Below are 24,355 nucleotides of genomic sequence, written 5' to 3'. Positions count from 1 at the left end.
TTTGATTGTCCGATCCCTTAGCCCACGAGCATCAACGGAGCGCCTTTTTCGACAGAGTCGCGCTCGTTGACCCGGATTTCCTGCACGGTACCGTCCGCCGGCGACCGCACTTCGTTTTCCATCTTCATGGCTTCAAGAATCAACACGGGTTCGCCGCGTTTGACAACCTGACCTACCTTGGCGATGATCTTCACGACCAGCCCCGGCATCGCTGCGCGAATTGTCGCGGCGCCGCCTTCGCCTTCGGCTGCCTGTGACGCGACTTTCAGCAACCGGTCGCGTTCGGTTTCAATCACGAGCGGTAATACGCGTCCGTGAATCGTAAGCCAGAGATCGTCACCGTTGCGATTGACCGAAAACCGCTCAACGCGGTTCGGTAATCTGACGGTGACAAAGCGGTTGATCAGCGAAATCTCAGGCGTCTCGACTTTTTTTCCATTGACGAGGATTTCCTCGTCGGTGCGCTGCACGAGAAACTCGGCGTCGCCTACTTTAACAGTTGTGCGGTCAAACATATTTTCACCAGCGATTCTTAAGTGATTTGGTGCGGCCACCGGTCTTCCAACCCGAAGCGGGGTGTCCGTTCGGAGTGTATTGTTCCCGCTTGGTGCGGTAAATTTTGTTGGCCACCGCAATAGCAGCGGGCAGCCACTCCGGAATGTCTTCACCGCTCCGCACGTACTCTCCGTAAGCCGGCAGAAGAATGCGTTCGACTGTGCCTGTGTCAAATTCACCGCTGCGGAATTCGTCGCGTTTCAAAACAAAGTGACAGAAGCCAACGTTCGTCATCACGCCGGCGACATAGTACTCGCGCAACGCCCGGCACATCCGGTCAATCGCCGCTTCACGATTCTCGCCGTAGGCAACGAGCTTCGAGATCATCGGATCGTAGAATCGGCTGATCTCCGCGCCCTCATACATACCGGTGTCTTCCCGCAGCCCGGGTCCAGTCGCCGGACGCCAGACTTCCAAAGTCCCCGTAGACGGCAGGAATCCGGCCATAACGTCTTCCGCGTAGACACGAACTTCAATGGCGTGACCGCGCAACTGCACGTCTGCTTGCTTCAGCTTCAGTTTTTCGCCGCGCGCAACTTCGATCTGCATCCGCACAAGGTCAAGTCCGGTCACCATTTCCGTCACGGGATGTTCGACCTGCAAGCGAGTGTTCATTTCCAGGAAGTAGAACTCGCCGCTCTTGTCCAACAGGAATTCGCACGTTCCGGCATTCGCATAACCGCATGCCTTGGCAGCCATCACCGCTGTTTCGCCAATGCGCTTGCGCAGCTCGGGCGAAACGGCCGCTGACGGTGCTTCCTCGATGATCTTCTGATGACGGCGCTGCATTGAGCATTCACGTTCGCCCAGGTAGATGGCGTCACCATGCTTGTCGGCGAAGATCTGTACTTCAATGTGCTTCGGTTCTTCGAGGTACTTTTCAACATACACGGCATCGTCGCCGAACGCCGACTTTGCTTCGCGCTGCGCCGCGGCCAACGCCGCCGCCAGATCCGCTTCGTTGCGTACGACGCGCATGCCCTTGCCGCCGCCGCCGGCCGCGGCCTTAAGCAGCACGGGGAAACCCGCCTTGCGGGCGAACTCGATGGCTTCGTCAGCCGAGGCCACGGCGCCCTTGGTGCCCGGAACGACCGGGACGTTTGCCGCGATCATCAAGGCGCGCGCCTCAGTCTTGGAGCCCATGGCATTGATCGCGGATGCGGGCGGACCGACCCAGATCAAACCTTCGCGGGCCACGCGGTCAGCGAAGCCTGCATTCTCGGACAGAAAACCATAGCCGGGATGAATTGCCTCGGCGCCGCTGCGCTTGGCAATCTCAATGATTTTGTCTTGGACAAGATAGCTCTCGCCAGGCGTTGAACCGCCCAGCGCGTAAGCTTCGTCCATTTCACGCACGTGCAAACTATCGCAATCTACATCGGAATACACTGCGATAGTCTTGATGCCCATTTCGCGACACGTGCGAGCTACGCGTACAGCGATTTCACCGCGATTGGCAATCAGGATAGATTTCATAAGTTCAGCATTGCTGAGCCGCCTTACGCGGCTCGATGTTTATGGTCAGAGGGAGCTTTACATGGGCTCCCGTTTTATCCTCGTAGAGCACGTATCCGTGCTGCAAGGCGAATCTTAATATATCGCGAGTCACCTCCACGTCTTTTTGACAGTAGTCGCGCACCAGATCCATGCGGCCCTCGCGAAACCACTCCAGCGATTGCAGGCCGTCGGCGCTCTTTCCAATACCCAGAGTCGCCTTGGCGATCGTGTCAAGTTTCAGTCGGCCGCCGCGTGCCTCAACCACATTCTCAAGGAGATCAAGCACCGGCAACGACTGTAAATTGTCGAATGTGTAGCCCCGCAGAACTTCCAAATCGAATCGGCGAATGTTGAAGCCGCAGATGGCGTCGGCGCGCCGAAGATGCTCGAGCAGCGCGTCCGTGTCGGCCTCTTCATAAAGCACAATGATATCATCAACGCTATCCCAAACCGCGGCCACGGCGATGCGCATCTGGCGCGCTTGATTCCATCCGCCGACTTCCTTGGCCGAAAGCTGCGTTTCCAAGTCCATCACCAGGACGCGCAAATCCGCGGGAATGGCTCGCGCGACATAATCTATTTCGTGCGTTGCGGCAGGCGCGGTTGCCAGGGCTTCAATCCCATACGGCTCAGGGTCTTCGCCAGGTTCAGACAGCAGGTACGTCAGGGCCTGCACAGCACCGCGCTTGTCCAGTGGTCGGTTACCGGAGCCGCATTTGGGCGATTGCACGCAAGACGGGCAACCCTCCTCGCACGGGCATCGTTCGATCAACTCACGCGTACGCTCAAGCAGATCCTCAAAGGAATCGTACATGCAATCAGCAATACCGACACCGCCCGGATAGCCGTCATAGAAGAACACCGCGCCGTGCGGCAACTGCGGATGCTTGGCAAAACTGATTCCACCGAGATCGTTACGATCACAAAGCGCCAGTAGCGGCGTCAGCGAAATCGTCGCATGCTCCACGGCATGTATCGAGCCCATGAAATGCAATTCATCCGCGGCCAAATGCGATTGCAGCGTCGGCGGCAGTTCAATCCAGCAGCCTACCGTCTGAAAACTCTGCGGCGGCAAGGTCAATTGCTCGACCGACAACAATTCCTGACTGTAAAGCCTGCGCCGCTCGTAGGCGACAAAATGCTCGGTCACCTTAAGCAACCCCATTCGCGCTGCAAACGACTGCACGGTCCGCGTGCGTCGCACGTCAAGAATTTCGGTCTCCTTCTGCGTGCGAATCATCGTGTACGTGTTGCCGCTGTACGGGCGAACGCGGGCAACCTTCTTTTTCAAATCAAGTTCTTCAACACGATACGGCTCGCCGCGATGGAGATACACGGCGCCGTCGTGGCATTCGCGGAACGCCGAGTTTCCGGACACAGTGCCGATCACGCTGCCGTCCCCTCGGGACACATCCACGATGTCAAACGTCCCTCCGACGCTGCGCAAGTCAACCTGTGCGTGCGGCCTCGGCTTGCCGGGAAACCACTGCTTACCCGAGGCGCTTCTGAGCAGCGCGCGTTCGTTCTCGAGCGCGGTAATCGTTTCAGCATGCTGAACGACGTCAATGTACGGATCGCCGTGCATCAGCGGCATTTCCGCCGCGGCCGCCGGCAGATGCTGCCGTAGAATGTGATCGTTCGCACGATTCACTAAAGCCCGTTCAATCGGTCTCGCGAGCAGCAGTTCCACATTGCGTGCAAAGAACTGATCCAATTGATCCGTTCCGGAAATCAGCAGGACGCCGCTTGCGCTGCCGCGCCGCCCGACGCGACCCGCTCGCTGCCACAGCGACATCATGCTGCCGGGATATCCGGCCAGAATACAAAGATCAAGTCCGCCGATGTCAATTCCCAGTTCGAGGGCGCTGGTGCTAATCACACCATGCAGCTCGCCCGCGGCCAACTTCTGTTCGATTTCACGCCGTTCTTGGGGCAGAAATCCCGCGCGGTACGAACTGACCTTCCGCACCAGGTCGGGCCGTGAATCGCCGAGCGACCGATAGATAATTTCCGTGGCTACCCGGGACTTGGTGAAAACGATTGTCTTCAAGCCCAGGTCAAGCGCATGGATCAAAGACCTCGTTACCGCCGACGACATGGAAGACTCTGGCGCGTTCATAACCATGAACTCGCGTTCCGGCAAGGGGGCGCCCGAATCCGCGATCACGGACACATCAGCGCCGATCAACTGCGACGCGAATTCTTCCGGATTGGCAATCGTCGCTGAAAGGCAAATGAATTGTGGTCGCGCGTCGTAGTAGTGCAGCAACCGACGCAAACGGCGAAAAACTTGCAGAATGTGCGAGCCAAACACGCCGCGATAGGCGTGCAGTTCGTCCACCACAACGTACCGCAGTTGTTTAAAGAACTTCTCCCAACTCTGGTGATAAGCCAGCATGCCTTGATGCAGCATATCCGGATTGCTGATCAGCAAGTTAGGCGGCTTTTTCTTTATCTTCTGCCGCTCCGCGGACGGCGTATCGCCGTCAAAGATAGCCAAACTGAAGTACAACTGCTCGGCCAGTGCTTGCTGCCACTGCCGCAGCTTCAGTGCCTGATCCTGTTCAAGCGCCTTAAGTGGAAAGAGCAACAAAGCGCACGATTTCTCATCGCGCTCAATAGCATCCAGGAGCGGAAGGATATACGTTAGCGATTTCCCGCTGGCAGTCGGCGTCACGACAACAATATTCTTGCCATCGCGTACATCTTTGACCGCAGTCGCTTGATGCGAATAGAGCCGCTCTATGCCAGCCTGCGCGAGACCATGCTGCACCGCAGGACTAAGTTCGGGAGTAGCGGCCGGGTAATGCGCCGCTCTGCCCTCAAGCTGACCTCGGAAGATGATCGTGCCGCGCAGCACATCATCCGAATCAATCGCCTGAGCGAGACGATTCATCACGGACGTCCGTTAGCTCGCGCAAGTCCCGCGCATGTTTCTCATGGCGGCGGTATGCTTTCGGATGCGGCTCGGCTTTGGGCGGCTTCAACGGTAGTGGTATGCGCTTCTTGACGCTCTTCTTTTTTTGTTTCTTCCCCACTCCGCTGGCCCCGCTGCTAAAGCCAATTCACTTCCCGATAGAATGTCAAGGTATCCCGCACCACATCGCTCAACCCGTCTTTGCAACGGAATCCCCAGGCGCGAGCAATCTTCTCACCCGAACATGCCCACCCATCCGCCAAGATTTCCGTGACCTTGTCAGAATTCAGCAGTGCGGGCTTCCCGCTGAATCGCATTGAAAGATCGCCAAACACGCCGAGGGAACGTGCAACCATCTCGGGGATAACGACCTTGTGCGCGCGTCTGCCGGACGCACCGGCGAACGCATCGGCAACGACGTGCCAAGCCACAGGCTCCGGCATCGTCACAAAGTACGTTTCGCGCAATCCTGATGAGACGTCTGCCGCAAGACAAAGCCCATCCGCGAGATCTCGCACGCCGATGAGACTGTACTCACGCGGCCTGAATCCAACGTCGGTGTAGAATCGCCACGTCCACATCATTTTAAACAGCGGCAGGAACTGCTCGTCCCGCGGCCCCATTACAGCGGGCGGACGTAAGATCACCCATTCCGCACGGCCTAACTCGCCACGAACAGCATGTTCGCCCGCAAGTTTACTGCGGCCGTAATCGGTGATCGGCTTTTCAATATCCGTTTCATGGATGACCGCGCCGGCCGCCGATGGACCGCACACCGCAAGCGTTGAGCAATGTACGAAGCGCCGCACACCCGCTCGCTCGCTGGCGCGTGCCAAGGTACGTGTGGCGTTCTCGTTTACTTCAAAGAACTCTTCGCGTCGCGCAGTCTTCGTGACACCCGCGCAGTGAATCACCACATCCACGGAATCGAGGGCGCGCGTCAGTTCCGATTCATCGTTGAGTCCTGCGGTCGAGATTTCAAAACGATCGGGACTAAACCACTTCAGCCTTCGCGCGTCGCGGACCAACAGCCGGACAGTCTTGCCGTTCAATAGCATTTTTTCCGCGACGTGACTACCTACAAAGCCGGTCGCGCCGGTGACCAACACGCGCTCGCTCATGTATGCATGAACTCGACAAACGATCGCGGCAAGCGCACGGGGCGGCCGCGCTCATCCACAAAGCAATGCACGGTAAAACCGGTCGCAATGGATTCGACTGCATTAGCCCGTCGTACCGTGTATTCAAAGCGCAGTCGTGGACCGTCGAGGGTCAGAATCGCGTGGATGTCCAACTCATCTTCATAGCGTGCGCCGCTGTGATACTTGCAGCCGGACTCGACGACGGGCAGCTTAAGACCGTCTTCGTCTTCAATGCGCCGATAGGACTTCCACAGATTACGAATCAAGTCAGAACGGGCCACCTCGAAGTACTGATAGTAACAGGCGTAATAAACCCACCCCATCGCATCAGTTTCCGCGTATCGAACGCGCAACCGCGACACCGACTCTTTGCGGAGATCGCTCAAGACTCGAGGTAGAAGCCGATACGCTCGTACTTCCGGTGCCGCGCTTCTAACAGCTTCTCCGGCGACTCCGACAGCAATTCAGGCAGCGTCGCTTGAATGCGTTCTTTCAAACGGGACGCAATCTCGTCATAGTTCTCATGCGCGCCGCCCGCGGGTTCCGGGATGATACCGTCAATGATCTTCAATTCGAGCAGATCGTCCGCCGTTAACTTGAGCGCTTCCGCCGCCTGTGGCGCCTGACCTGCATCGCGATAGAGAATAGACGCACAACCTTCGGGCGAAATTACCGAGTAGATGGAATACTCAAGCATGAAGATGCGGTCCGCAATTGAAATTGCCAGCGCACCGCCCGAACCGCCCTCACCAATCACAAAAGTCAGAATCGGCACCTGCAAGCGCGCCATTTCATAGAGACTGCGCGCAATGGCCTCGGCCTGTCCGCGTTCTTCCGCGCCCAACCCGGGATACGCGCCGGGCGTGTCAATGAATGTAATGACGGGCAGCTTGAATTTCTGCGCGATCATCAAATGCCGAACTGCCTTGCGATATCCTTCCGGATTCGCCATGCCGAAGTTGCGGTAGATATTCTCTTTTGTGCCGCGGCCTTTCTGATGTCCCATGATCATCACGCTGCGGCCGTCAATGTCAGCGATACCGGAGACCAGTGCGCGATCGTCAGCGAAACACCGGTCGCCGTGCAGTTCAATGAAATTGGAGCAAATCCGTTCGACATAGTCGAGCGTGTAGGGGCGTCGCGGGTGGCGAGCGAGCTGCACCTTCTGCCAGCGCGTCAATTTCGAGAAGACCTCTTCGCGCAGGCGGGTGGCCTTCTTTTGCATGCGGTCAATCTCGACCGACATGTTGCCCATGCCCGAGCTCTCGGCCAGGACTCGCATTTCGGAGATCTTATGCTCGAGTTCGACGATTGGTTTTTCGAAATCAAGCAAAAACCCGGACGCAAATCCCGGCTTGCCAGGCGGCGCGGTTCCATTGGTCGCGCTCACTCCGCGCGACTTATCCTGAACAGTTGAGGTGCTCATGCCCAGCCTCCTCTTGCTGAAAAATCCACGGTGATGCGCCGCTAATGACCAATTAAGCGGTCCACTAAGGCGCGCAATCCAATTCCCATCTCTATTAACCTGTATGCCGGAGTCGGCAAATCGCGCCAGTGCTTCGACATATATATTCGCATGGCACGATAGAATTCGCGCCGTGCCACGCGCGTCTCCGACTTCATACTATGACCGCCGCGGTGCAGCAGTCGTGCAGTCGGTACGAACCACGACTCCAGCTTTAGGTCGCTGAAGCGCTTGCACAAATCAATGTCTTCGCCAAAGAGAAAATAGTCTTCGTCGAATCCACTAATGCGGTCGAATGCGCTCCGCCGGACCAGCATGCACGCGCCCAGTATCGTGTCCACGCGCACTTCTCGTTCATACCCGAGCCACGGCATGGAATAACTGGCAAACCAGCGGCTGCGCGGGAACAGTTTTTCCACGAAGAACAACCGGCCCAGCGCGTTCCACGGGGTCGGGAAACCACGTCGCGCCGCAGGGTCGGGGCGGCCGGTTTCGTCTTGGATTCGCGGACCGCAGCACGACGCGGCTTCGCGAGCATCCAGAAATCGAACGAGTTCAGCAAGACAATTCGGTTCCAGCGCCGCGTCCGGGTTCAAGAACAGCAGGTAATCCGTGGCCGCGCCGCGGGCGCCGCGATTGCATGCCGCGCCAAAACCAAAATTCCGTTCGTTCGTCAGAATCGTCAGGTCGCCGTCTAACGCCTTCAGGACACTTACCGTGTTGTCCGATGACGAGTTGTCAACGACAATGACGCGATCAATCCACGCGGGCGCGGTATCATGCAGCGACATAACGCACCGCGCGATCGTTTCCGCGGAGTTGTAGGTCACCACCACGGCGGTTACGCAGCGGCGGGCGTTCATCTACAAGCGGCCAAACAACGACTTGAAGCGCAACTTCCAAACCATCCAAACCGCTTCACGGATAATCGCCTTTGACATCTTGGAATGCCCGGCCCGGCGGTCCACAAAAATGATCGGAATTTCAATGTACTTGAAACCTTTCTTCCAAGCCTTGAAATTCATCTCAATTTGGAAACTGTAGCCGTTCGAGCGGACTTGGCTCAGGTCAATCGCCTCCAATACCTTCGTGCGGAAACACTTGAAGCCGCCGGTCGGGTCCTTAATCGGCATGCCTGTGATGCAGCGCGTGTAGTATGACGCGAAATAGCTCAGCATCAAGCGCGACAACGGCCAGTTCACCACGGAGATTCCGTTCACATAACGCGAACCGAGGACGAAATCATGCTCCTTGATTTGCTCAAGAAATTGCGGTAGGACCAAGGGGTCGTGCGAGAAGTCCGCGTCCATCTCGAACACGGCGTCATACCCGCGTTCGATGGCGAAACGGAACCCCGCTACATAGGCCGTACCAAGTCCGAGTTTGCCTGCGCGCTGCATCAAATGAAGATGCGGCTCATTCGTTTGCATGCGCTTGACGATCTCGGCCGTGCCATCAGGCGAATTGTCATCAACAATCAAGATATCCAATCCCAATTGCTGATCGAGCACCGCTCGCGTGATCGCCTCGATGCCTTCTTTCTCATTGTAAGTCGGTATGACAACAAGTGCTTTCAAAGTCGGGCGCCTTGCGCTTTGAATTCACGCAGCTTCGTTCGAATTTCGGGCCGCTTGACCGCCAGAATTTGCGCGGCAAGAATGACGGCGTTACGCGCGCCCGCTTTGCCAATGGCAACGGTCGCCACGGGTACGCCGGCCGGCATTTGTACTGTAGACAACAACGCGTCGAGCCCGCCCAATGTCGAGCCCGCACCGGGTACACCGATGACCGGTAATACCGAGTGCGCGGCGCAGGCCCCCGCAAGGTGGGCCGCCATGCCTGCGCAGGCGATCAGCACCTCCGTGCCGGTCTCTTCAGCGTGTTTGAGGCGGGTAACTAACTTCTGCGGATTGCGATGCGCCGAGATAACTTCCAGCTCCCACGTGATGCCAAAATAATCGGCATATCGGGCGGTATCGTCGAACTGTTCCTTGTCGCTTTCCGATCCGAGCAGAATTAGGATGTCCGTAGCCATGTTTAAAATCAGACTTCGGGTATATTTAGGAAAAAGACCACCCTGCCTAATGGCCAGGATGGTCAGTTTTCAAGACGGAAATTGAGTGTTTTAGCGATTGAAGTCAATCGGCTTCGTGACTTTGTCGAAGTAGAACCGCAAACCAAGTTGGCCGTAGCCGCCGGTCAAGTTCACTTCAAACGGGCGGCTGCCGCCGAGCACGGACACCGCCGAGCGCACGCCGGGCGAAGACTCATGCGTAAAATTCGTCGTGTTCACCAGACGACCACCGCCGCCCAAGTACAATCCCATACGCTCGGACAAACCCAATTCAAGACCTACTGAGCCCAGCGCGCCCCAGCCGCGGCCAACCGCATCGTAATAGAAACGGCGCGTGAAGTCATCCTGAATCTGCAACTCGGTGTTGTAATAGCCGATGCCAAGACCAAAGTTCAGGTTTAGACGCTCTGCCGGGTAGGTGACAATCATCGCCTTTGCGTAGAACTCATTAGCATGCATAAGAATCTGCCCCGAAGAATCGCCACGCGAATTCTCGACCAAATTCTCGACGTCGAACAGTGGGTTATAACCGATTTCCCACATCTGGTGCCGCGAGGGCCGGTAGATCACGGCAAAGTTGCCCATCGGTCCGCCGTCAGCGGTGCTTGCGGAATTGCCCGGACGTAGTCCCAGCAGGTAGTCCGTACCGAGGCTGATATCTCCCATGTCATAGACGCCGAAACCGCCGCCCATCTGAATACCGTACTTACGCGGGCTGTCGTACGCGAAGCTCGAGGTGGTGACCGACAGTGTCAACAATGTTGCGATGCTGAGGAGTCCGATTAGTCGGTTCATGCGATGCCTCCGAATTGCAAAGGTTGCTAAAGGTTACTTAGTTTGGAGTAGTAGGAGTGGCCGCGGCAGTCGTATCACGTTGCCCGGCGCGGCGTTTCAGATCTTCGAGTCGGCGGCGGGCGTTCGCGTCGGACGGCGTCGTCACCAACCAGTTTTCAAGCAGCGTAATCGCCTTCTGCGAATCGCCGAGTCTTTCATACGTTTGGAGCAGACCACCCACGGCCTGACCATTGCGCGGATCCGCTTGAAGCGCCCGCTCGAAATACTGCGACGCAAGGTCGAAGGCGTCGGATCCGTACATGGTCGAACCCGCGGAATAAAGCTGGTCCGCCGTCGGCGTTTCACCGAGCGCCGCGCGTGCGAACTCTGCGGCTTTGGCGGGATCCTTCAACGAGCCGCCGTACGCACCAGCCACGCGCATCTTGGCGTCAAAGCTAAGGTCACTTCGAGCGGTGGCCCAATCCAACCGCTTGCGCAGTTCTTCAAGATCACCAAGGTCCGCGAACATCCGGCCTATCTGGAGCGACAATTCAACATTGGAAATCGGCCGTACTGTTTCGGGAATAAGCTGATCCATCCGCTTCATCAGGGCCAAACCCTTGTCTCGGTTGGACAGTTTATCAAAATTCGCGATCTGGTCATCCAGCGAACTATAAGTCTGCGGAACAAATCCAGCCGGATCAGGCTGCGAGCGATACTGATAGGACAACTGCAAGAACGCCGAACGATAATTCTGCAGCAACTTGGACACGTTGTCATCAAAGTGTACGCCGGGATCGTCAATACCGCGGAAATGCCCTTCAAACGTATGCAAAAGGTGCGTCTTGATCTTTTCCGCGTCAATACCGCGGCGGCCTTGCGGCGTTACGCGGAAGACAAGCCCTTCCATCAGCAGGTAGTCCCGCAAGCCAATCATGTTCGAGTTCGCCACGGTCACCGCAAAGTACACATCCTTCGGATTCGGTGTCTTGGCGGGATCCGCGTTAGTCCGCAGGATGTCCAGAATCATCTGATCCTGCACGCGCAGGAAGTTCGGGTCCCGTGGCTCACCCTGCTTGTAGGGCACGTACATCGCGCCGGGCACGTCCCACGACATTTTCCCTTCGCGAGTATTCAGCTCGACCTTGTGCTTTTCGACCGGCCAGTAGCGCGACAACAGCGCCTGCGCATCCTGCCCGTCCACGTACCGATCAATAAACGCGTCGTTGAAGGAGATGGGAACTTTCGGTTCCCGATCCCGCAACTGTTTGATGTACCAACCCGTGTTCAACAGACTCAAGTTGACGAGTCTGACGTCCTTGCGGACACCGGCGACCTCTTGCAGGTACCACACAGGGAAGGTATCGTTATCACCGTTCGTAAACAGAATACCGCCCGGTGCGCACGACATCAGCATATTGTAACTGTAGTCAAACGCGACGTAATTGTCCGAACGGTCGTTCATCGTGTAGTTACGCGCCAGCATGATACCCGGGCTCAAAATGAGCAGGCCTGCCAGCACACCGATGACCGCCGCCTTCGAGTTCTGTAATTTCTTGGCCGCCCAATCCATAACCGCGTAGGCGCCGAAACCAATCCACAGTGCAAAGGCAAAGAACGCCCCGACGTAGGAATAGTCACGTTCGCGCGGCTGCGGATCGTCCTGATTCAGGTACAGGATGATCGCGTAACCCGTCATGAAAAAGATCGTCGCTACGACGAGCCAGCCGGTCTTATCCTTACCGTACTGGTGAAAGAACCCAAAGAAACCCAGTAGCAACGGCGCGCATGTCAGAATCGCGAGCCAGCGTACAATTCCCGACGGTTGTCCGCCCAGAATGCTGAGAATCGAATAATTCGGTTCAACCCCTGCGTCCTGGAACTCCTGGCTTGGGGCGCCTTCCCGGCCCACAAACTGCCAGAGCAGGTAGCGGTTGAACATCTTGTTAACCTGATAATCCCAGAAGTAGTCCCATTCGCTCGAGTAGTTGGGATTCCCCTTCCACATGCGCGGGAACATTGCCCGGTCGCCATACTGTTCGCGGTTCAGGTAACTCAGGAATGCCGCCGGCGTTTCAGGATCGTTCTCGTCAATCGGCGGATTCAATCCCGACCGGATATAGATCATCGTATAGGTCGAGTAGCCGATGATTATCAACAGCACACCCGCGACGACCGTTCCGATAATGCCGTGGCTATTCTTGATGGCCCACCAGAAGACGCCGCCCAGCGCTAACACAACGATGAACGGTGAAAACAGGCTTTCGGTCTTGGCCGCCAGTGCTGGCAGCCATTTCACGACGCCCGGGTATACCATGATGAACACCGCACCCGTAATCATCACCATACCGGCAAAGCTCTTGCTGTCGAATGACCGGCGGCGGAAATACATCACCAGCGCCAGCGCGGGAATCGCCAATATCATCAGTAGGTGGACACCGGTGGCCAATCCGACGACATAGCCGATGAGCAGCAGCCAGCGTTCATTGCCCGGTTCGTCCGCCTTTTCGTGCCAGACGAGTATCAGCCACACGACCAGATGCGTCAGCAACTGACTCATGGCGTATACTTCCGACTCGACCGCATTGAACCACATTGAGTAGGAAAACGCCAGCGTCAGCGAACCCACCATGGCGCCGCCGTACACCAGCCACTGCGCTAACTCGTCTTCTTCAGGACCGCGGAAGATGCGGATGAGCCGCACAATGATGAGGAACGCGAGCAGGATCGCGAAGGCGCTCGACAGTACGGACATCCAGGTCACGCGGACCGCGATATCCGAAGAAATCGGAACCATCGAAAACACACGGCCGACCAGCAAGAACAGCGGCGAGCCCGGCGGATGCGGCACTGATAGCGTGTATGAGCAGGCGGAGAATTCACCGCAATCCCAGAACGACACGGAGTCAGCCATGGTGGCGGAATACACGAGCAGTGATGCAACGAAGACAGCGGCGGCGAACCACCACTTGGTACTAAATCTCACGGGTACCTATGATTTGACTGAAGGTCGTTTGTTTCTCAAAATGATAGCGGCGCACGATGCTCAGCGGCAGGATCACGTGGTCCAGCGCGGCGTCATCCACCTGGCGAATGCGCTGCACTTTGGCGCGCTTACGCAGCAAGTGCGGCAACGTGAGCAGACAATGGCAATGTGCCCATACGATCGCCACCGAGCGCTTCGGTTCGCCCTTCAAGGGTGAAACCGCCAGTGCGATCCAGTCCAGCAGAATTCTCACCGGTAATCTGCGCAGCAATCTGCCCATGCTGTAATTCTTGATCAGCATGGCCAGGCTGTTACGATGATTCAAATACATTTTGCGGATGCGGTCCGCGGACAGCGCCGCACCGGCCCAATGATAGACGGTGCCCTGCGGTGCAACCACGATCTTGTGTCCGGTCAACCACAAGCGCCAGCACAAGTCCAGCTCTTCCATGTGCATAAAGAAATCTTCGTCAAGACCGCCGGCCTTGGCATAGGCATCCGTGCGCACGACCAGCGCCGCACCCGTTGCCCAGAAGATTTCCCGCACGTCTTCGTATTGTCCGCGGTCTTCCTCGATGGTATCGAAGATCCTACCGCGCACAAACGGAAAACCATAAGCATCGAGGTATCCACCAGCACCACCCGAGTATTCGAACAACGTGTGATTTTGGTACTGTTTGAGCTTCGGCTGTGCGGCAGCGATTTTCGGATCCTGTTCCAGGATTTCAATCGAACTGGACAGCCAGTTGGGCTCGACCTCAACATCGAAATTCAATAGAACGCAGTACTTACCGCTGACTTGCGGAATCGCGCGGTTGTACGCTCCGCTGTAGCCCCAGTTGGCTCCAAACTCAATAATCTTGACCTGTGGGTACTCGGTGCGGAGGTAGTCCAGACTACCGTCCGTTGAGCCGTTGTCAGCTACAATGAGTTCCGTTGGGGCATACTCGGTGGCCGCCAGACTGGACAGGCACCGCGGTAGGAACTTCAACCCATTGTAATTCAGGATGATGATGGAGACCAGCGGGCGCGGGGTCATCTGCCCCCATTAGGCGGGAAATGTAAGAAAATACGGAATATCCGAGGGATTGTCAAGCTAACTTCTGGACCAGTTTCCTTTGGTCAATGGGTCAAACGCAACACGCGGGCATCGTAGAACCCGCGTGTCATCGCAACTTGATGGAGAGAATCGGCGGACTCGCGTGTGGAGTAGCTGCCGAATCGCAGACGGAAAAACGGCCAATCAGTCAGAATCACGCCAGACAGTCCAAGTTGGTCCGCCGCCCGATCATAGAACTCCTGGGCGCGTTGCCGATCCAGGAACGTGCCCAGCTGCACCGTGAATCGTGCCGGTTGGTTGGGAACATCATCCGCAATGTCCACCGGCAATGTTGACTCGCTGGCGGGTGCTACAGTATCCGCCGTCACGACCACGACTTTTGCTGCGGCCGCCGATTGGTCTGCGGGCAGCGATGGCACGGGCGCCGATCCTATCTGCGCCTCAGCGCTATCCGCCCGAGACTCGTCTTCCACAACACGCTTTGTTTGTGCAAACACATCCGGCCCCAACGTCCACGGGTCGAGCGGCATACCGAAATCGGTCGAGTCGTTCGCCATGCCGCCGCGCATCGTTCTCGCGCCCGTACCGGATGCCGCGCAGCCTCCGCATAGCATAATCAGTAACCAACAATAGGCAATTTGCTTAGATCCGTTCGATCTCATCAGCCGGAATCCAACCTTTGCGGCCGTCGGCCAGCGTAATCTCAGTCCAACCCGACAGGGTTTCGCCCAAGCCAACCTTCGTGCCCGCATGCAACGAGAACAACTGTGTGGAATCGTCCGTTGGACTCGAATGCACGTCACTCTTCTCAGTCATCACGATGGCTTCTTGTCGTGCCGCGGATGCGCTGCGCCAGCCATACCAAAGTAAGCTAACCACAGCCAGACCGGCAATCAACACGCTGCTGCGCCGCAAGGTATCTCGCACACTGCCCGAAGCATAGAGCATGGCTCCAACGCATAACGCCAGCAGTCCGTTAAACAGCAGCAGCATGGTATTCAGACTCTTGGGCGACATCGCGTCACGCGCATTTTCCAGCGACTGCAAAATCTCCAGCCGCGGAACCTCCGTGATCTGGTCAACAATCGCGCGATTGGCCATGAGCAAGTTCCGCCGCGCGTCGCTATCACCCGGCGCCAGTTTCAACGCGCGCTCGTAGTGCAGGATCGCGCGGTCCACGCGTTCCTGCCGGAAATATGCGTTGCCCAGATTGAATTCCAGTTCGGCACTCGACTCGCCTTGAGCGACGATAGTCTCCCATGCTTCAATCGCACCGTCCCAATCGCTCTGGTTGTAAGCCTGCAGCCCGCGCTCGAAATCGGGATTCGCAAAGCAGGACAGCATCGTGAGCAGTACGGCGGCGACCACGCGGATCATTGGACACCTTCCAATTCCTGCGTGACCGTTCGCAACTTCGCGATCAGGTCCGTCAAATCGCTCCTGCTCAATGCCCCACCGGCGTAACGATTCCGTTCACTGAGCGTCAGCGCTCCAGACAATACGGTCCACTGTTCGCTCGGAAGTCCGCGCGCGTTCCACTCGGCTTCCCACTCCTGCGCCGTAGCGGTTGCTGTATGTAATCCTGTCCATTCCATCGCCACGGACCGCACGACATTCTCCAATGTGCGCGTCACAACTTCTGTCTTGCCCTGTTGGTTAGCCTTGTCGGCCGCATCAAGCTCAAGCCGGACACTGCGCAAGATTCTCCGGCGCCGCCCCGACAAGGTCCGGCTCACCTGTTCCTGGCGACGTACCGCGAAAAGCACACCGGCAAGAATCAGCCACGGCCCCGATAGCCCGAGCCAGAAGGCCATGGACTGATGCGGCAATTCGCCAACTGGCGCGAGCGTGCCGACGGAATTCTTGACATACGCGATATCCTGGCCAACGGATTGCACCTCGCGCTTGCCCGCAAATGGCAACGCACCGGCCGAACCGCTGCCCGTACCGCGCACCACGCTCAAAGTTAACTCCTGTGTCCGGGCCACGCCGTACTTTTCGTTCGCCAAATCGAAGTAGGGCAACTCAATCGCCGGAATTGCCTGAGCTCCCGCGACTCGCGGAATGAGAACGTACTCCAGCGTCTTGGTCCCGCTAATCTTGTCGGGACCGCGCTTGAGCTGATCGGTCACTTTGGGGTCGAACGCTTCGAAGTCCGGTGGAATCGTGACTCTCGGCGAGGGGAGCATCTTGATATTCCCCGCCCCGCGCACCTGTACAGTCAACGTAACAGCATCGTTCGTTGCAGCCTGCACTTTGTCGAGCTTTGCGGTAATTGAATAGTTCCCCACAGCCACTTCACCTGCCGGGCGGCCGACTTCCGGCAGCGGTTTAATGTCCAGCGAAAGCTGGCGGCACGTAACTTCAACCTGCTCTCGTCGGCGGCCAAAGTTGAAGAATGGGTCGTTAAACGGATCGTTCGAGCGCCCGCGCTGGTTCGCACGGCGTTCCACTTGCACCACTGCGGTCAGCGGCTCAATCGTCAACTCGCCTGCTGTTGCGGCAAACACGGCGACTTTGCGGATCACGACAGACTTGTAGTTTGATCCGTCTACGACCTCATCACGCGGAACAAGCTGCGACGGCATGTCAAATTCTTCAGTCCAAAAACCGGTGGACTTCGGCAGCTCCTTGAACTCGGGTGCGTAAATTGTGGTCGAAAAGAACAGTTTATACGTCAAAACGATCTGCTCGCCAACATAAGCCTGCCGTTTGTCCGGGATAACCTGGATGAAGACCTCTTCGCGCTCGCCGGTCCGCCCTTTCTGTCCAGTAGGCGTGATGGTCAGACTGAGCGGCGAGGTCGTATACGGTTTGCCCTTGATGTTAAGTGAAATCGGCCCAACAATTGCTGTGCCCGCGGCTTTTGCGCGAAAGAAATACGTATAACTCTTCTGCGAAGTCACGCGGCCATTCACGATACTCGTCTGCGTGGACGTGGATGGACCACCAACCAGATCAAGGTTGGTGACGTCCGAAAGCTGTGGGGTGGGCACGCCGGTCGCGGCGCCCTCCACTGCGATAGTCACTTCAACCATCTCGCCCGCCGGGAGAATCGTCCGATTGGCCGTAGCCGTCACCTTGACTTGCGCCACGGCAAATTGAACCAACACCATGAGCAGCAGAAGCGCGCGCAGCATCACCAGTCCCTCGACTTCTTCTTGCGCTTGTCACCCTTGACCTTGCGGACCTGTTCGAGAGTATTTTGCTCGTTCTGCAGGAGCGCGTTCAGGAGCTGCTCAGCCTCTTCCTTGGTCATCTGCTGTTGCTGACCCTGACTCTGTTGCTGTGGCTCCTGCTGTTGTGGCTGTTGCTGGTCCTGTTGTTGCTGATTCTGTTGGTTCTGCTGCAACGAATCCTGCTTCTGCTGATCCTGTTGCTGTTGATCCTGCTGCTGATCGTTCTTCTGATCGTTCTTCTGATCGTCTTGCTGCTGATTCTGATCTTGCTTCTGCTGATCCTGTTGCTGGTCCTGCTGTTGTTGCTGCTGTTGTTGCTCGGACTCGCGTTTCATCCTGAGCGCCAACTCCAGATTCTGCCGCGCGTCGTCGTCCTGCGGATCGTGGCGCAGCGCCTCGATGTAAGAAGCGATGGCTTCATCAAACTTCTGTGCTTGAAACCCCGCATTACCCATGTTATAAAACGTCCGGGCCAACTGCTCATCCGTTCGAGTACTGTCAAGCGCCGCGCCGTAGAGCTGCTTCGCTCGCTCGTATTCGCCGGCGCCATACAACGCGTTACCAAGGTTGTACATGACAACGGAAGTGTCCGCGTGACTCTCGAGCGCCTTCACGTAATGGTACTGCGCCTGGTCGAGTCGGCCCGCTTGCGCGGCCTCATTGCCTTTGGCAACTTCCCGCGACGGCAGCGCCGCCACAGCATAGCTTGCGCACAGCATAAAGATCAGAATTCTCACGAACTGCCCCTTCCCCGGCGAATCGCAAATCCCGCGAATTGCCCCGCTCGTTCACCGATCAGAAATTCCAGCATCAACAGCAACAGCGCTGGCAACGCAAAATACGCGTACCGGTCTTCGTATCCTGTGAATTGCATCGAGCCGAATTCAGTCTTTTCCATTTGCGCGATATCGTTCCAGATTAGTTCCAGCTCTTTGCCGCCCGGAGTCGCCCTCACGTATTGGCCGCCGCCGGCATCCGCAACTTCCGCGAGCAGTTCTTCGTTCAGCCGCGTGACGATAACCTGACCATTCGCATCTTTCTTGTAGCCTGCCGACCGGCCCGCCGGGTCAAACAGCGGTATCGGCGCTCCGCCCGGTGTCCCCATTCCCACGGTGTAGATCGCGATGCCCGCGTCGTGCGCCTCTTTCGCAGCGTCCAGCGCGGCCTCTTCATGATCTTCGCCGTCGGTAATAATCACGAGCACTTTGCTCTTCGAGTCTTCCTGTTCGCTAAACGCCTGCGTGGCCTTATCAATCGCCTCAGCGAGAGCCGTACCCTGTTCGGATACAATCGCCGGCGACATTACTCGATTCAGCAGCTTCACCGCGCCGTAATCCGTGGTCAGCGGACAATGGTAGATTGCGCTCCCGGCAAACGCGATGAGTCCAACCCGATCACCCTTAAGCCCGTTGACAAGTTTCTGAATCGAGAATTTTGCGCTTTCAAGCCGCGACGGTGAAAAATCCTCGCTCAGCATGCTATTCGAGATATCCACAGCGATCAGAACGTCTACGCCTTCGCGCTTCACCTCTTCCAGTCGCGTGCCCACCTGCGGGCGCGCCAGGGCCACAAGGAGCAGCGCGGCGGCGACGAGCCACAAGCCCATGCGCCACCATTTGCGTGCAGGACTCTGGCCGTAAGCCACACGATCAACAAGTCCTTGCGGCACGATGCCGTGCGTCAAACTTCTCGCGCGCACGATCATCCAGGTCCACGCCGCCAAAGCCACAGGCAGCAGGAGCAATAACCACAACACGAGTGGATACTCGAATCTAATCACGGCAGCTTCCTGAACCAGGTTAAGCTGAGCAGCGCTTCCAACGCCAAACACAGCAACGCGGACGCCAGCCACGGCCCATACAGCTCGGCCGTCTCTTTGTATTCCTCTACCTGGATTTTGGTGCGTTCGAGACGATCAATCTCCGAGTAGATATGCGCAAGACTCGCCTCATCCGTGGCGCGGTAATAGCGACCGCCTGTAGAATTCGCGATCTCTTTGAGCATATCCTCATCAATGGAAACGGGGACATTCTGGTACCGTTTGCCAAAGACTGTTTCAACGGGATACGGCGCGGTCCCGTGAGTGCCCACTCCAATCGTGTAGATACGAATATTGAGGGCTTGCGCCGCTTGCGCTGCCGTCAGCGGATCGATCTCGCCGCGATTGTTCTGCCCGTCGGTTAACAGGATGATGACTTTGGATTTTGCGTCCGATTCCCGCAGCCGGTTCGCCGACGTAGCGAGGGCCATGCCGATTGCGGTGCCGTCTTCGACCATGCGCATCTGAATCTGGCTGAGCAGACTCAGAACGACCTGATGATCCGTTGTGAGCGGTACTTGCGTGAAGCTCTGCGCGGCAAAGGGAACAATGCCGATACGGTCGTGTTCCCGGCTCTCCACAAAGTCCGCCGCGACTTTTTTAGCCGCTTCGAGGCGGTCGGGCTTCAGGTCTTCGGCATCCATCGAGGTCGAGATGTCAATACACAGTATGATGTCAATGCCCTCGATGGATCGCTTGCTCTCGCTGTCAAAGCTCTGTGGACGAGCGAGTGCGACAATCAGCAAAGCCAGACCAACAAGCCTGACCAGGAACGGGACATGCCGCAAGCGCACTCGCGCGGTCTTGCCCATGGCCTGCACGTGGGCCAACGTCGGGAAGCGGAAGTCCGTGACACGTTTGCTTTCGCGAAAGAAATGCACGTAAGCCAGCGCAGGAAAAAGCAGGAGGAGCCAGAAGAATTCCGGATGCGCAAACGTCATTTCGCGGCGGCCTCCGGAATTCCTGCGGGTTCAGGTTTCGTGCGTTCGACAACGGTGAAACCCGTCTCGACCAGGGCGGTAGCCGCTGCCAATGTCGGGATCTCTTTCGCGAACTTCACGAGATCGGCGGTGCGCAGCAGCGGTAACAGTTCGTCAGCAAACAGTGTCGGCATTTCTGCGCGGCGGAATTCATTGGCCAGCTCATACGTGGTCATTTCCAGCGCAGGGAAGGCAAAACGCCCCTCGACATAGCGGCGCATGATCTCGGAAAATTCACTGTACTGCTCCTTGATCATCCCGCGCTCGGGGTAACGCTTGTCACGCAGTACAATCAACTCGCGCACGGCAAGTTCGGCAGGCGGCACAACCGGAACCGGAACGGCGTCCAAACCTTCGACCGGGCGTTTGCGATATCTGCGATAAAGATAAACCAAAGCGGCGATGCACAAGGCGCCGAGCACCCATGGCCAGTATTCGCGAATCGCGTCCACCAGTCGAAACGGATGCTGCTCATAGGGTTTGATCGGCAACGGTGCCGTCGCAGTATCGGCTAATGTTGGAACGACGGCAACCAAACGCGCGTCGGTCCACACCGTGTCCGTGACCTCACCGGCTCTGAAGACCAGAACGGCCAGCGGTGGAATGGCAATCGAGCCTGTATCATAGGCTGCCATCGCGAACTCCAAAGTGCCGCCCTTGGCGTACAAGTGCGGCTTAATCGGCAGCACACGCACCGGGAGACCCGCGGGCTCGACGACCAGCACGCTGTCTGCGGCGGGCAGGTCAAGCTGGAAATGAATCGGATCGCCGATTCGTAATTCACCCGCAATGCTGGCGATGACCAGAACGAGCGGCAACATGTGTAGTGCGAGTCGTCTCACGGTCTATCGGCGCTGCTCGCGGCGTTTAAACATGGCAATCAAGCTGCGGACATAGTCTTCCGTCACGGTCACGGGCAGATAGTCCGCCCCCGAACGCTGCATCGTCTGCTTCACCCCGTCCTGCCAGCGTTTGTGTTCGATCAGCAGCGTACGCTTGCCTTCGCGCGACGACGTGTCAATCCACATGGGTCGCCCGCTTTCAGCATCATGAAGTTTCACCAAACCCGCGTCCGGCCAGACGAACTCGCGCGGGTCAAGCAGATGCAGCGCCAGCATGTCATGCTTGCGCGCGCACACCCGCAAGGGCCGGTCATATTTCTCATCAATGAAATCCGAGAGCAGGAAAACGATGGCGCGTTTTTTCTGCACGTGAAGCATGTACTCGAGCGCGGCGGCCACGTTCGTGCCGCTGCGCTTGGGTTCAAAGGTAATTAGCTCGCGCAGGATGCGCAATATGTGGGAACGCCCCTTGCGCGGCGCGACGTATTTCTCTACATGATCCGTGAACAGCAGCAGTCCGACCTTGTCATTGTTCTTGATCGCCGAAAACGCGAGCACGGCCGCCAATTCGGCCGCGACCTCCATTTTCAGAGCGCGCCCCGATCCGAACAACGAAGAGCTGGAGACGTCGCACAGAAGCATGACGACCAACTCGCGCTCTTCTTCGAACAACTTAACGTGCGGTCTTCCGGTGCGCGCGGAGACGTTCCAGTCAATCGTGCGCACATCGTCGCCGATCTGGTATTCGCGCACTTCAGAAAAGTTCATGCCCCGGCCTTTAAATACCGCATGGTACTCTCCGGACATGACTTCATTCACGAGACCGCGCGTCTTGATCTCGATCTGCCGCACCTTGCGGACGATTTCGCGGGTATCGAGCACGGTTTACGGGACTTCGACGGCGCCGAAGATCTTCTCGATGATCATCTCGCTCGTCATCTCTTCCGCCTCGGCCTCGTAGGTGATACCGATGCGGTGGCGCAGCACGTCCAAGCCAATCGCGCGAATGTCCTCCGGCACGACGTACCCGCGATGGCGGAGAAACGCATGCGCCCGCGCGGCCTTGAGCAGGAAAATGGACGCGCGCGGCGAAGCGCCATATTGAATCAGCGGTTTGAGTTCAGGCAGTTTATGCTGTTCAGGCTTACGGCTTGCGAACACGAGATCGAGAACATAGTCCTCAATCTTCGGATCAACATAGATTGACTCCACCAGGCCGCGAATCCGCATCAGCTCCTCAGTCGTCGCCACCGCATGGATCGAAGGAGTTTCCGACCGCGAGAATGTGCGCATGATCCGCGCCTCTTCGTCCCGCTTCGGATAGTCCACGGTCACCTTGAGCATGAAGCGGTCAACCTGGGCTTCCGGCAGCGGATAGGTTCCCTCCTGCTCGATCGGATTCTGCGTGGCCAGCACCAGAAACGGCTGCGGCAGCGGATAGGTCGTGTCACCGATAGTAACCTGCTGCTCCTGCATGGACTCAAGCAATGCCGACTGGACTTTGGCGGGAGCGCGGTTGATTTCGTCAGCCAGAATGAAATTGGCGAAGACAGGCCCCTTCTTGGTCGTGAACGCTCCGTCCTTCTGATTGTAGACGAGCGTCCCCACGAGGTCCGCCGGCAACAAGTCCGGTGTGAACTGAATCCGTTGGAATTGTGCGGAAACAGTCGCGGCCAGCGTCTTGATGGTCAGCGTCTTCGCCAGCCCGGGCACACCCTCCAGCAGGACGTGACCATTGCTGAACAACCCGATCAGGAGGCGTTCGAGCATGTACTTCTGCCCAACGACAATTTTCCCGGCCTCGGTCAGAATCCGGTCTGCCAGTTCAGCCTCGCGCTCTATGCGCAGCGTCAGTTCGCGGATATCCGCATCCATGCAAGTTTTTGCTTTCGTTAGTTTTAAAGAAAATCTCGGGAATTTAACAGATAAACACCGGAGGACCGCACCAAGTTCCCATCCTGCCACAAAAAATTAGACCCCCATACGGGGATCTAAGTGGCACAAAATCCTGATGTATTTGCCTAACCTTGCGACTTGGCCGCCGAATCCGGCGTCCCGATCAGCTTGTTCAGCTCATCAATGTCGTTGACGTCCTTGCCCAGGTGATCGAGTTCCCACTGCGCATCCTTGACGAGGTTATCCTCCGGAAAACGCTTGATGAAACCTTGGTACGCCGCGCGTGCCTTCTCCACGTCCTTGACGTGATTCGCATATAAATACCCCGTCATGAACTGGCATTTTGGAGCATACGTGGAGTTCGGATACGATTGCACCAACTCCTCGTAGGACTTGATGGCAGTCGCAAAATCGTTCTGCTCCTGGGCCTTAGTGGCCTTCTCAAACAGCTCTTGTTCAGTCGGGCCGGACTTGCACCCGGCAAACACAATCAGACCGGCCACACAAGCCAACAGTGCGATCGGAAGTAAAACGCGGCGCATCTATGAAACCTCTTGTTTTCAGTTCTCTTGATCAGCCCGGCGGCCAGCGGAACTCGCGCCCGCCCAGCAGGTGCACGTGGAGGTGCGCCACCGACTGCCCGGCCGCCTCCCCATTATTGATGACCACTCGATAGCCCGACTCTTCCAAGCCCAACTGCTTGGCCAAATCCCGGGCGGTAACCAGCAATTTTCCGAGCAACACAGCATCCTCAGGAGCCGATTGCGCGAGACCCGGCAACGGCTTCTTAGGGATGATTAGGACATGCGTAGGGGCCATCGGGTTGATGTCCCGAATCGCAATTAAGTCTTCAGTTTCCAGAAGTTTATCAACAGGAATCTCGCCTGCGATCATCCTTCCGAAAATCGTTTGACCCATCTTACTTCTTGGCAGCGGTGCCGGCAAGTTTGGCAGCCTTAGCTTTGGCCAAGGCGCGGCGCCGCTTTTTGCGGTGCACGATCTTCATGATGGTCTTGTTACGGCACATATCGTCCTCTCAGGTGAAGTTGTTTAAGTCTCTCAATATAGGGCACGTAAGGAAAATATTCAAGCCCACCGCACCGATTGTTGCAGACATCCGTTCCGGAGGTTCTTGACAACTATCGGGAAAATCATTAGATTCGTGCTTC

The 24,355-nt window shown here is 57.2% G+C and carries 23 protein-coding genes; all 23 read right to left on the bottom strand.

Going from position 1 to position 24,355, the window contains the following annotated elements:
• Nucleotides 1-17: 17 nt before the first annotated feature.
• The 23 genes from IPH10_03005 to IPH10_02895 all read right to left on the bottom strand — a co-directional run bounded on the left by IPH10_03005 (nt 18) and on the right by IPH10_02895 (nt 24,104).
• The gene (locus tag IPH10_03005) at nt 18-515 is read right to left on the bottom strand and encodes a hypothetical protein (protein MBK6909892.1); all 498 of its coding nucleotides are present in this window, start codon (nt 513-515) and stop codon (nt 18-20) included.
• 4 nt (nt 516-519) lie between these two features.
• Nucleotides 520-2,031 carry an acetyl-CoA carboxylase biotin carboxylase subunit gene (locus IPH10_03000; GenBank protein MBK6909891.1) on the bottom strand — a complete coding sequence of 504 codons (1,512 nt, stop codon included), beginning with the start codon at nt 2,029-2,031 and terminating at the stop codon, nt 520-522.
• A gap of 4 nt (nt 2,032-2,035) precedes the next feature.
• Nucleotides 2,036-4,948: a DEAD/DEAH box helicase gene (locus IPH10_02995; protein ID MBK6909890.1), complete on the bottom strand. Its 2,913-nt coding sequence runs from the start codon at nt 4,946-4,948 to the stop codon at nt 2,036-2,038.
• Nucleotides 4,949-5,106: 158 nt separating this feature from the next.
• A complete protein-coding gene (locus IPH10_02990; GenBank protein MBK6909889.1) occupies nt 5,107-6,090 on the bottom strand; it encodes an NAD-dependent epimerase/dehydratase family protein in 984 nt (327 codons plus the stop codon).
• Nucleotides 6,087-6,434 carry an acyl-CoA thioesterase gene (locus IPH10_02985; GenBank protein MBK6909888.1) on the bottom strand — a complete coding sequence of 116 codons (348 nt, stop codon included), beginning with the start codon at nt 6,432-6,434 and terminating at the stop codon, nt 6,087-6,089. The genes IPH10_02990 and IPH10_02985 overlap by 4 nt, the downstream gene beginning before the upstream one ends.
• 59 nt (nt 6,435-6,493) lie before the next feature.
• On the bottom strand, nt 6,494-7,537 hold the full coding sequence (locus tag IPH10_02980; GenBank protein ID MBK6909887.1) for an acetyl-CoA carboxylase carboxyltransferase subunit alpha: 1,044 nt from the start codon (nt 7,535-7,537) through the stop codon (nt 6,494-6,496).
• Nucleotides 7,538-7,578: 41 nt separating this feature from the next.
• Nucleotides 7,579-8,439 carry a glycosyltransferase family 2 protein gene (locus IPH10_02975; protein ID MBK6909886.1) on the bottom strand — a complete coding sequence of 287 codons (861 nt, stop codon included), beginning with the start codon at nt 8,437-8,439 and terminating at the stop codon, nt 7,579-7,581.
• Nucleotides 8,440-9,153, bottom strand: a complete 714-nt coding sequence (locus IPH10_02970) for a polyprenol monophosphomannose synthase (protein MBK6909885.1) — start codon at nt 9,151-9,153, stop codon at nt 8,440-8,442. It abuts the gene before it with no gap.
• Nucleotides 9,150-9,611 (bottom strand): 5-(carboxyamino)imidazole ribonucleotide mutase, encoded by a 462-nt coding sequence (gene purE / locus IPH10_02965; GenBank protein ID MBK6909884.1) that lies wholly within the window; start codon nt 9,609-9,611, stop codon nt 9,150-9,152. Before purE ends, IPH10_02970 begins: the two co-directional genes overlap by 4 nt.
• 90 nt (nt 9,612-9,701) lie before the next feature.
• Nucleotides 9,702-10,445, bottom strand: coding sequence for a hypothetical protein (locus tag IPH10_02960; protein ID MBK6909883.1), 744 nt, complete (start codon nt 10,443-10,445; stop codon nt 9,702-9,704).
• A 37-nt stretch (nt 10,446-10,482) separates the two neighbouring features.
• Nucleotides 10,483-13,410 carry a DUF2723 domain-containing protein gene (locus tag IPH10_02955; protein MBK6909882.1) on the bottom strand — a complete coding sequence of 976 codons (2,928 nt, stop codon included), beginning with the start codon at nt 13,408-13,410 and terminating at the stop codon, nt 10,483-10,485.
• The gene (locus IPH10_02950) at nt 13,400-14,449 is read right to left on the bottom strand and encodes a glycosyltransferase (GenBank protein MBK6909881.1); all 1,050 of its coding nucleotides are present in this window, start codon (nt 14,447-14,449) and stop codon (nt 13,400-13,402) included. Before IPH10_02950 ends, IPH10_02955 begins: the two co-directional genes overlap by 11 nt.
• Nucleotides 14,450-14,532: 83 nt before the next feature.
• On the bottom strand, nt 14,533-15,084 hold the full coding sequence (locus tag IPH10_02945) for an SPOR domain-containing protein (protein MBK6909880.1): 552 nt from the start codon (nt 15,082-15,084) through the stop codon (nt 14,533-14,535).
• Nucleotides 15,085-15,112: 28 nt separating this feature from the next.
• Entirely contained in the window at nt 15,113-15,847 is a 735-nt protein-coding gene (locus IPH10_02940; protein MBK6909879.1) for a tetratricopeptide repeat protein, read from the bottom strand.
• On the bottom strand, nt 15,844-17,610 hold the full coding sequence (locus tag IPH10_02935) for a protein BatD (GenBank protein ID MBK6909878.1): 1,767 nt from the start codon (nt 17,608-17,610) through the stop codon (nt 15,844-15,846). The genes IPH10_02940 and IPH10_02935 overlap by 4 nt, the downstream gene beginning before the upstream one ends.
• Nucleotides 17,610-18,386 (bottom strand): tetratricopeptide repeat protein, encoded by a 777-nt coding sequence (locus tag IPH10_02930; GenBank protein MBK6909877.1) that lies wholly within the window; start codon nt 18,384-18,386, stop codon nt 17,610-17,612. Before IPH10_02930 ends, IPH10_02935 begins: the two co-directional genes overlap by 1 nt.
• On the bottom strand, nt 18,383-19,429 hold the full coding sequence (locus IPH10_02925) for a VWA domain-containing protein (protein ID MBK6909876.1): 1,047 nt from the start codon (nt 19,427-19,429) through the stop codon (nt 18,383-18,385). The genes IPH10_02930 and IPH10_02925 overlap by 4 nt, the downstream gene beginning before the upstream one ends.
• On the bottom strand, nt 19,426-20,409 hold the full coding sequence (locus tag IPH10_02920; protein ID MBK6909875.1) for a VWA domain-containing protein: 984 nt from the start codon (nt 20,407-20,409) through the stop codon (nt 19,426-19,428). Before IPH10_02920 ends, IPH10_02925 begins: the two co-directional genes overlap by 4 nt.
• Nucleotides 20,406-21,269, bottom strand: coding sequence for a hypothetical protein (locus IPH10_02915; GenBank protein MBK6909874.1), 864 nt, complete (start codon nt 21,267-21,269; stop codon nt 20,406-20,408). Before IPH10_02915 ends, IPH10_02920 begins: the two co-directional genes overlap by 4 nt.
• Before the next feature lie 24 nt (nt 21,270-21,293).
• On the bottom strand, nt 21,294-22,097 hold the full coding sequence (locus IPH10_02910; GenBank protein MBK6909873.1) for a DUF58 domain-containing protein: 804 nt from the start codon (nt 22,095-22,097) through the stop codon (nt 21,294-21,296).
• Nucleotides 22,098-22,175: 78 nt separating this feature from the next.
• The gene (locus tag IPH10_02905) at nt 22,176-23,165 is read right to left on the bottom strand and encodes an AAA family ATPase (GenBank protein MBK6909872.1); all 990 of its coding nucleotides are present in this window, start codon (nt 23,163-23,165) and stop codon (nt 22,176-22,178) included.
• A 146-nt stretch (nt 23,166-23,311) separates the two neighbouring features.
• Nucleotides 23,312-23,728, bottom strand: a complete 417-nt coding sequence (locus IPH10_02900; protein ID MBK6909871.1) for a tetratricopeptide repeat protein — start codon at nt 23,726-23,728, stop codon at nt 23,312-23,314.
• Between the two features lie 31 nt (nt 23,729-23,759).
• The gene (locus IPH10_02895; GenBank protein MBK6909870.1) at nt 23,760-24,104 is read right to left on the bottom strand and encodes a histidine triad nucleotide-binding protein; all 345 of its coding nucleotides are present in this window, start codon (nt 24,102-24,104) and stop codon (nt 23,760-23,762) included.
• Nucleotides 24,105-24,355: the final 251 nt, after the last annotated feature.

Source organism: bacterium, from assembly GCA_016702305.1.
Taxonomy (GTDB): domain Bacteria; phylum Electryoneota; class RPQS01; order RPQS01; family RPQS01; genus JABWCQ01.
Note: the sequence above shows the minus strand (reverse complement) of the source record. Positions and strands in the feature narration are given on the sequence as shown.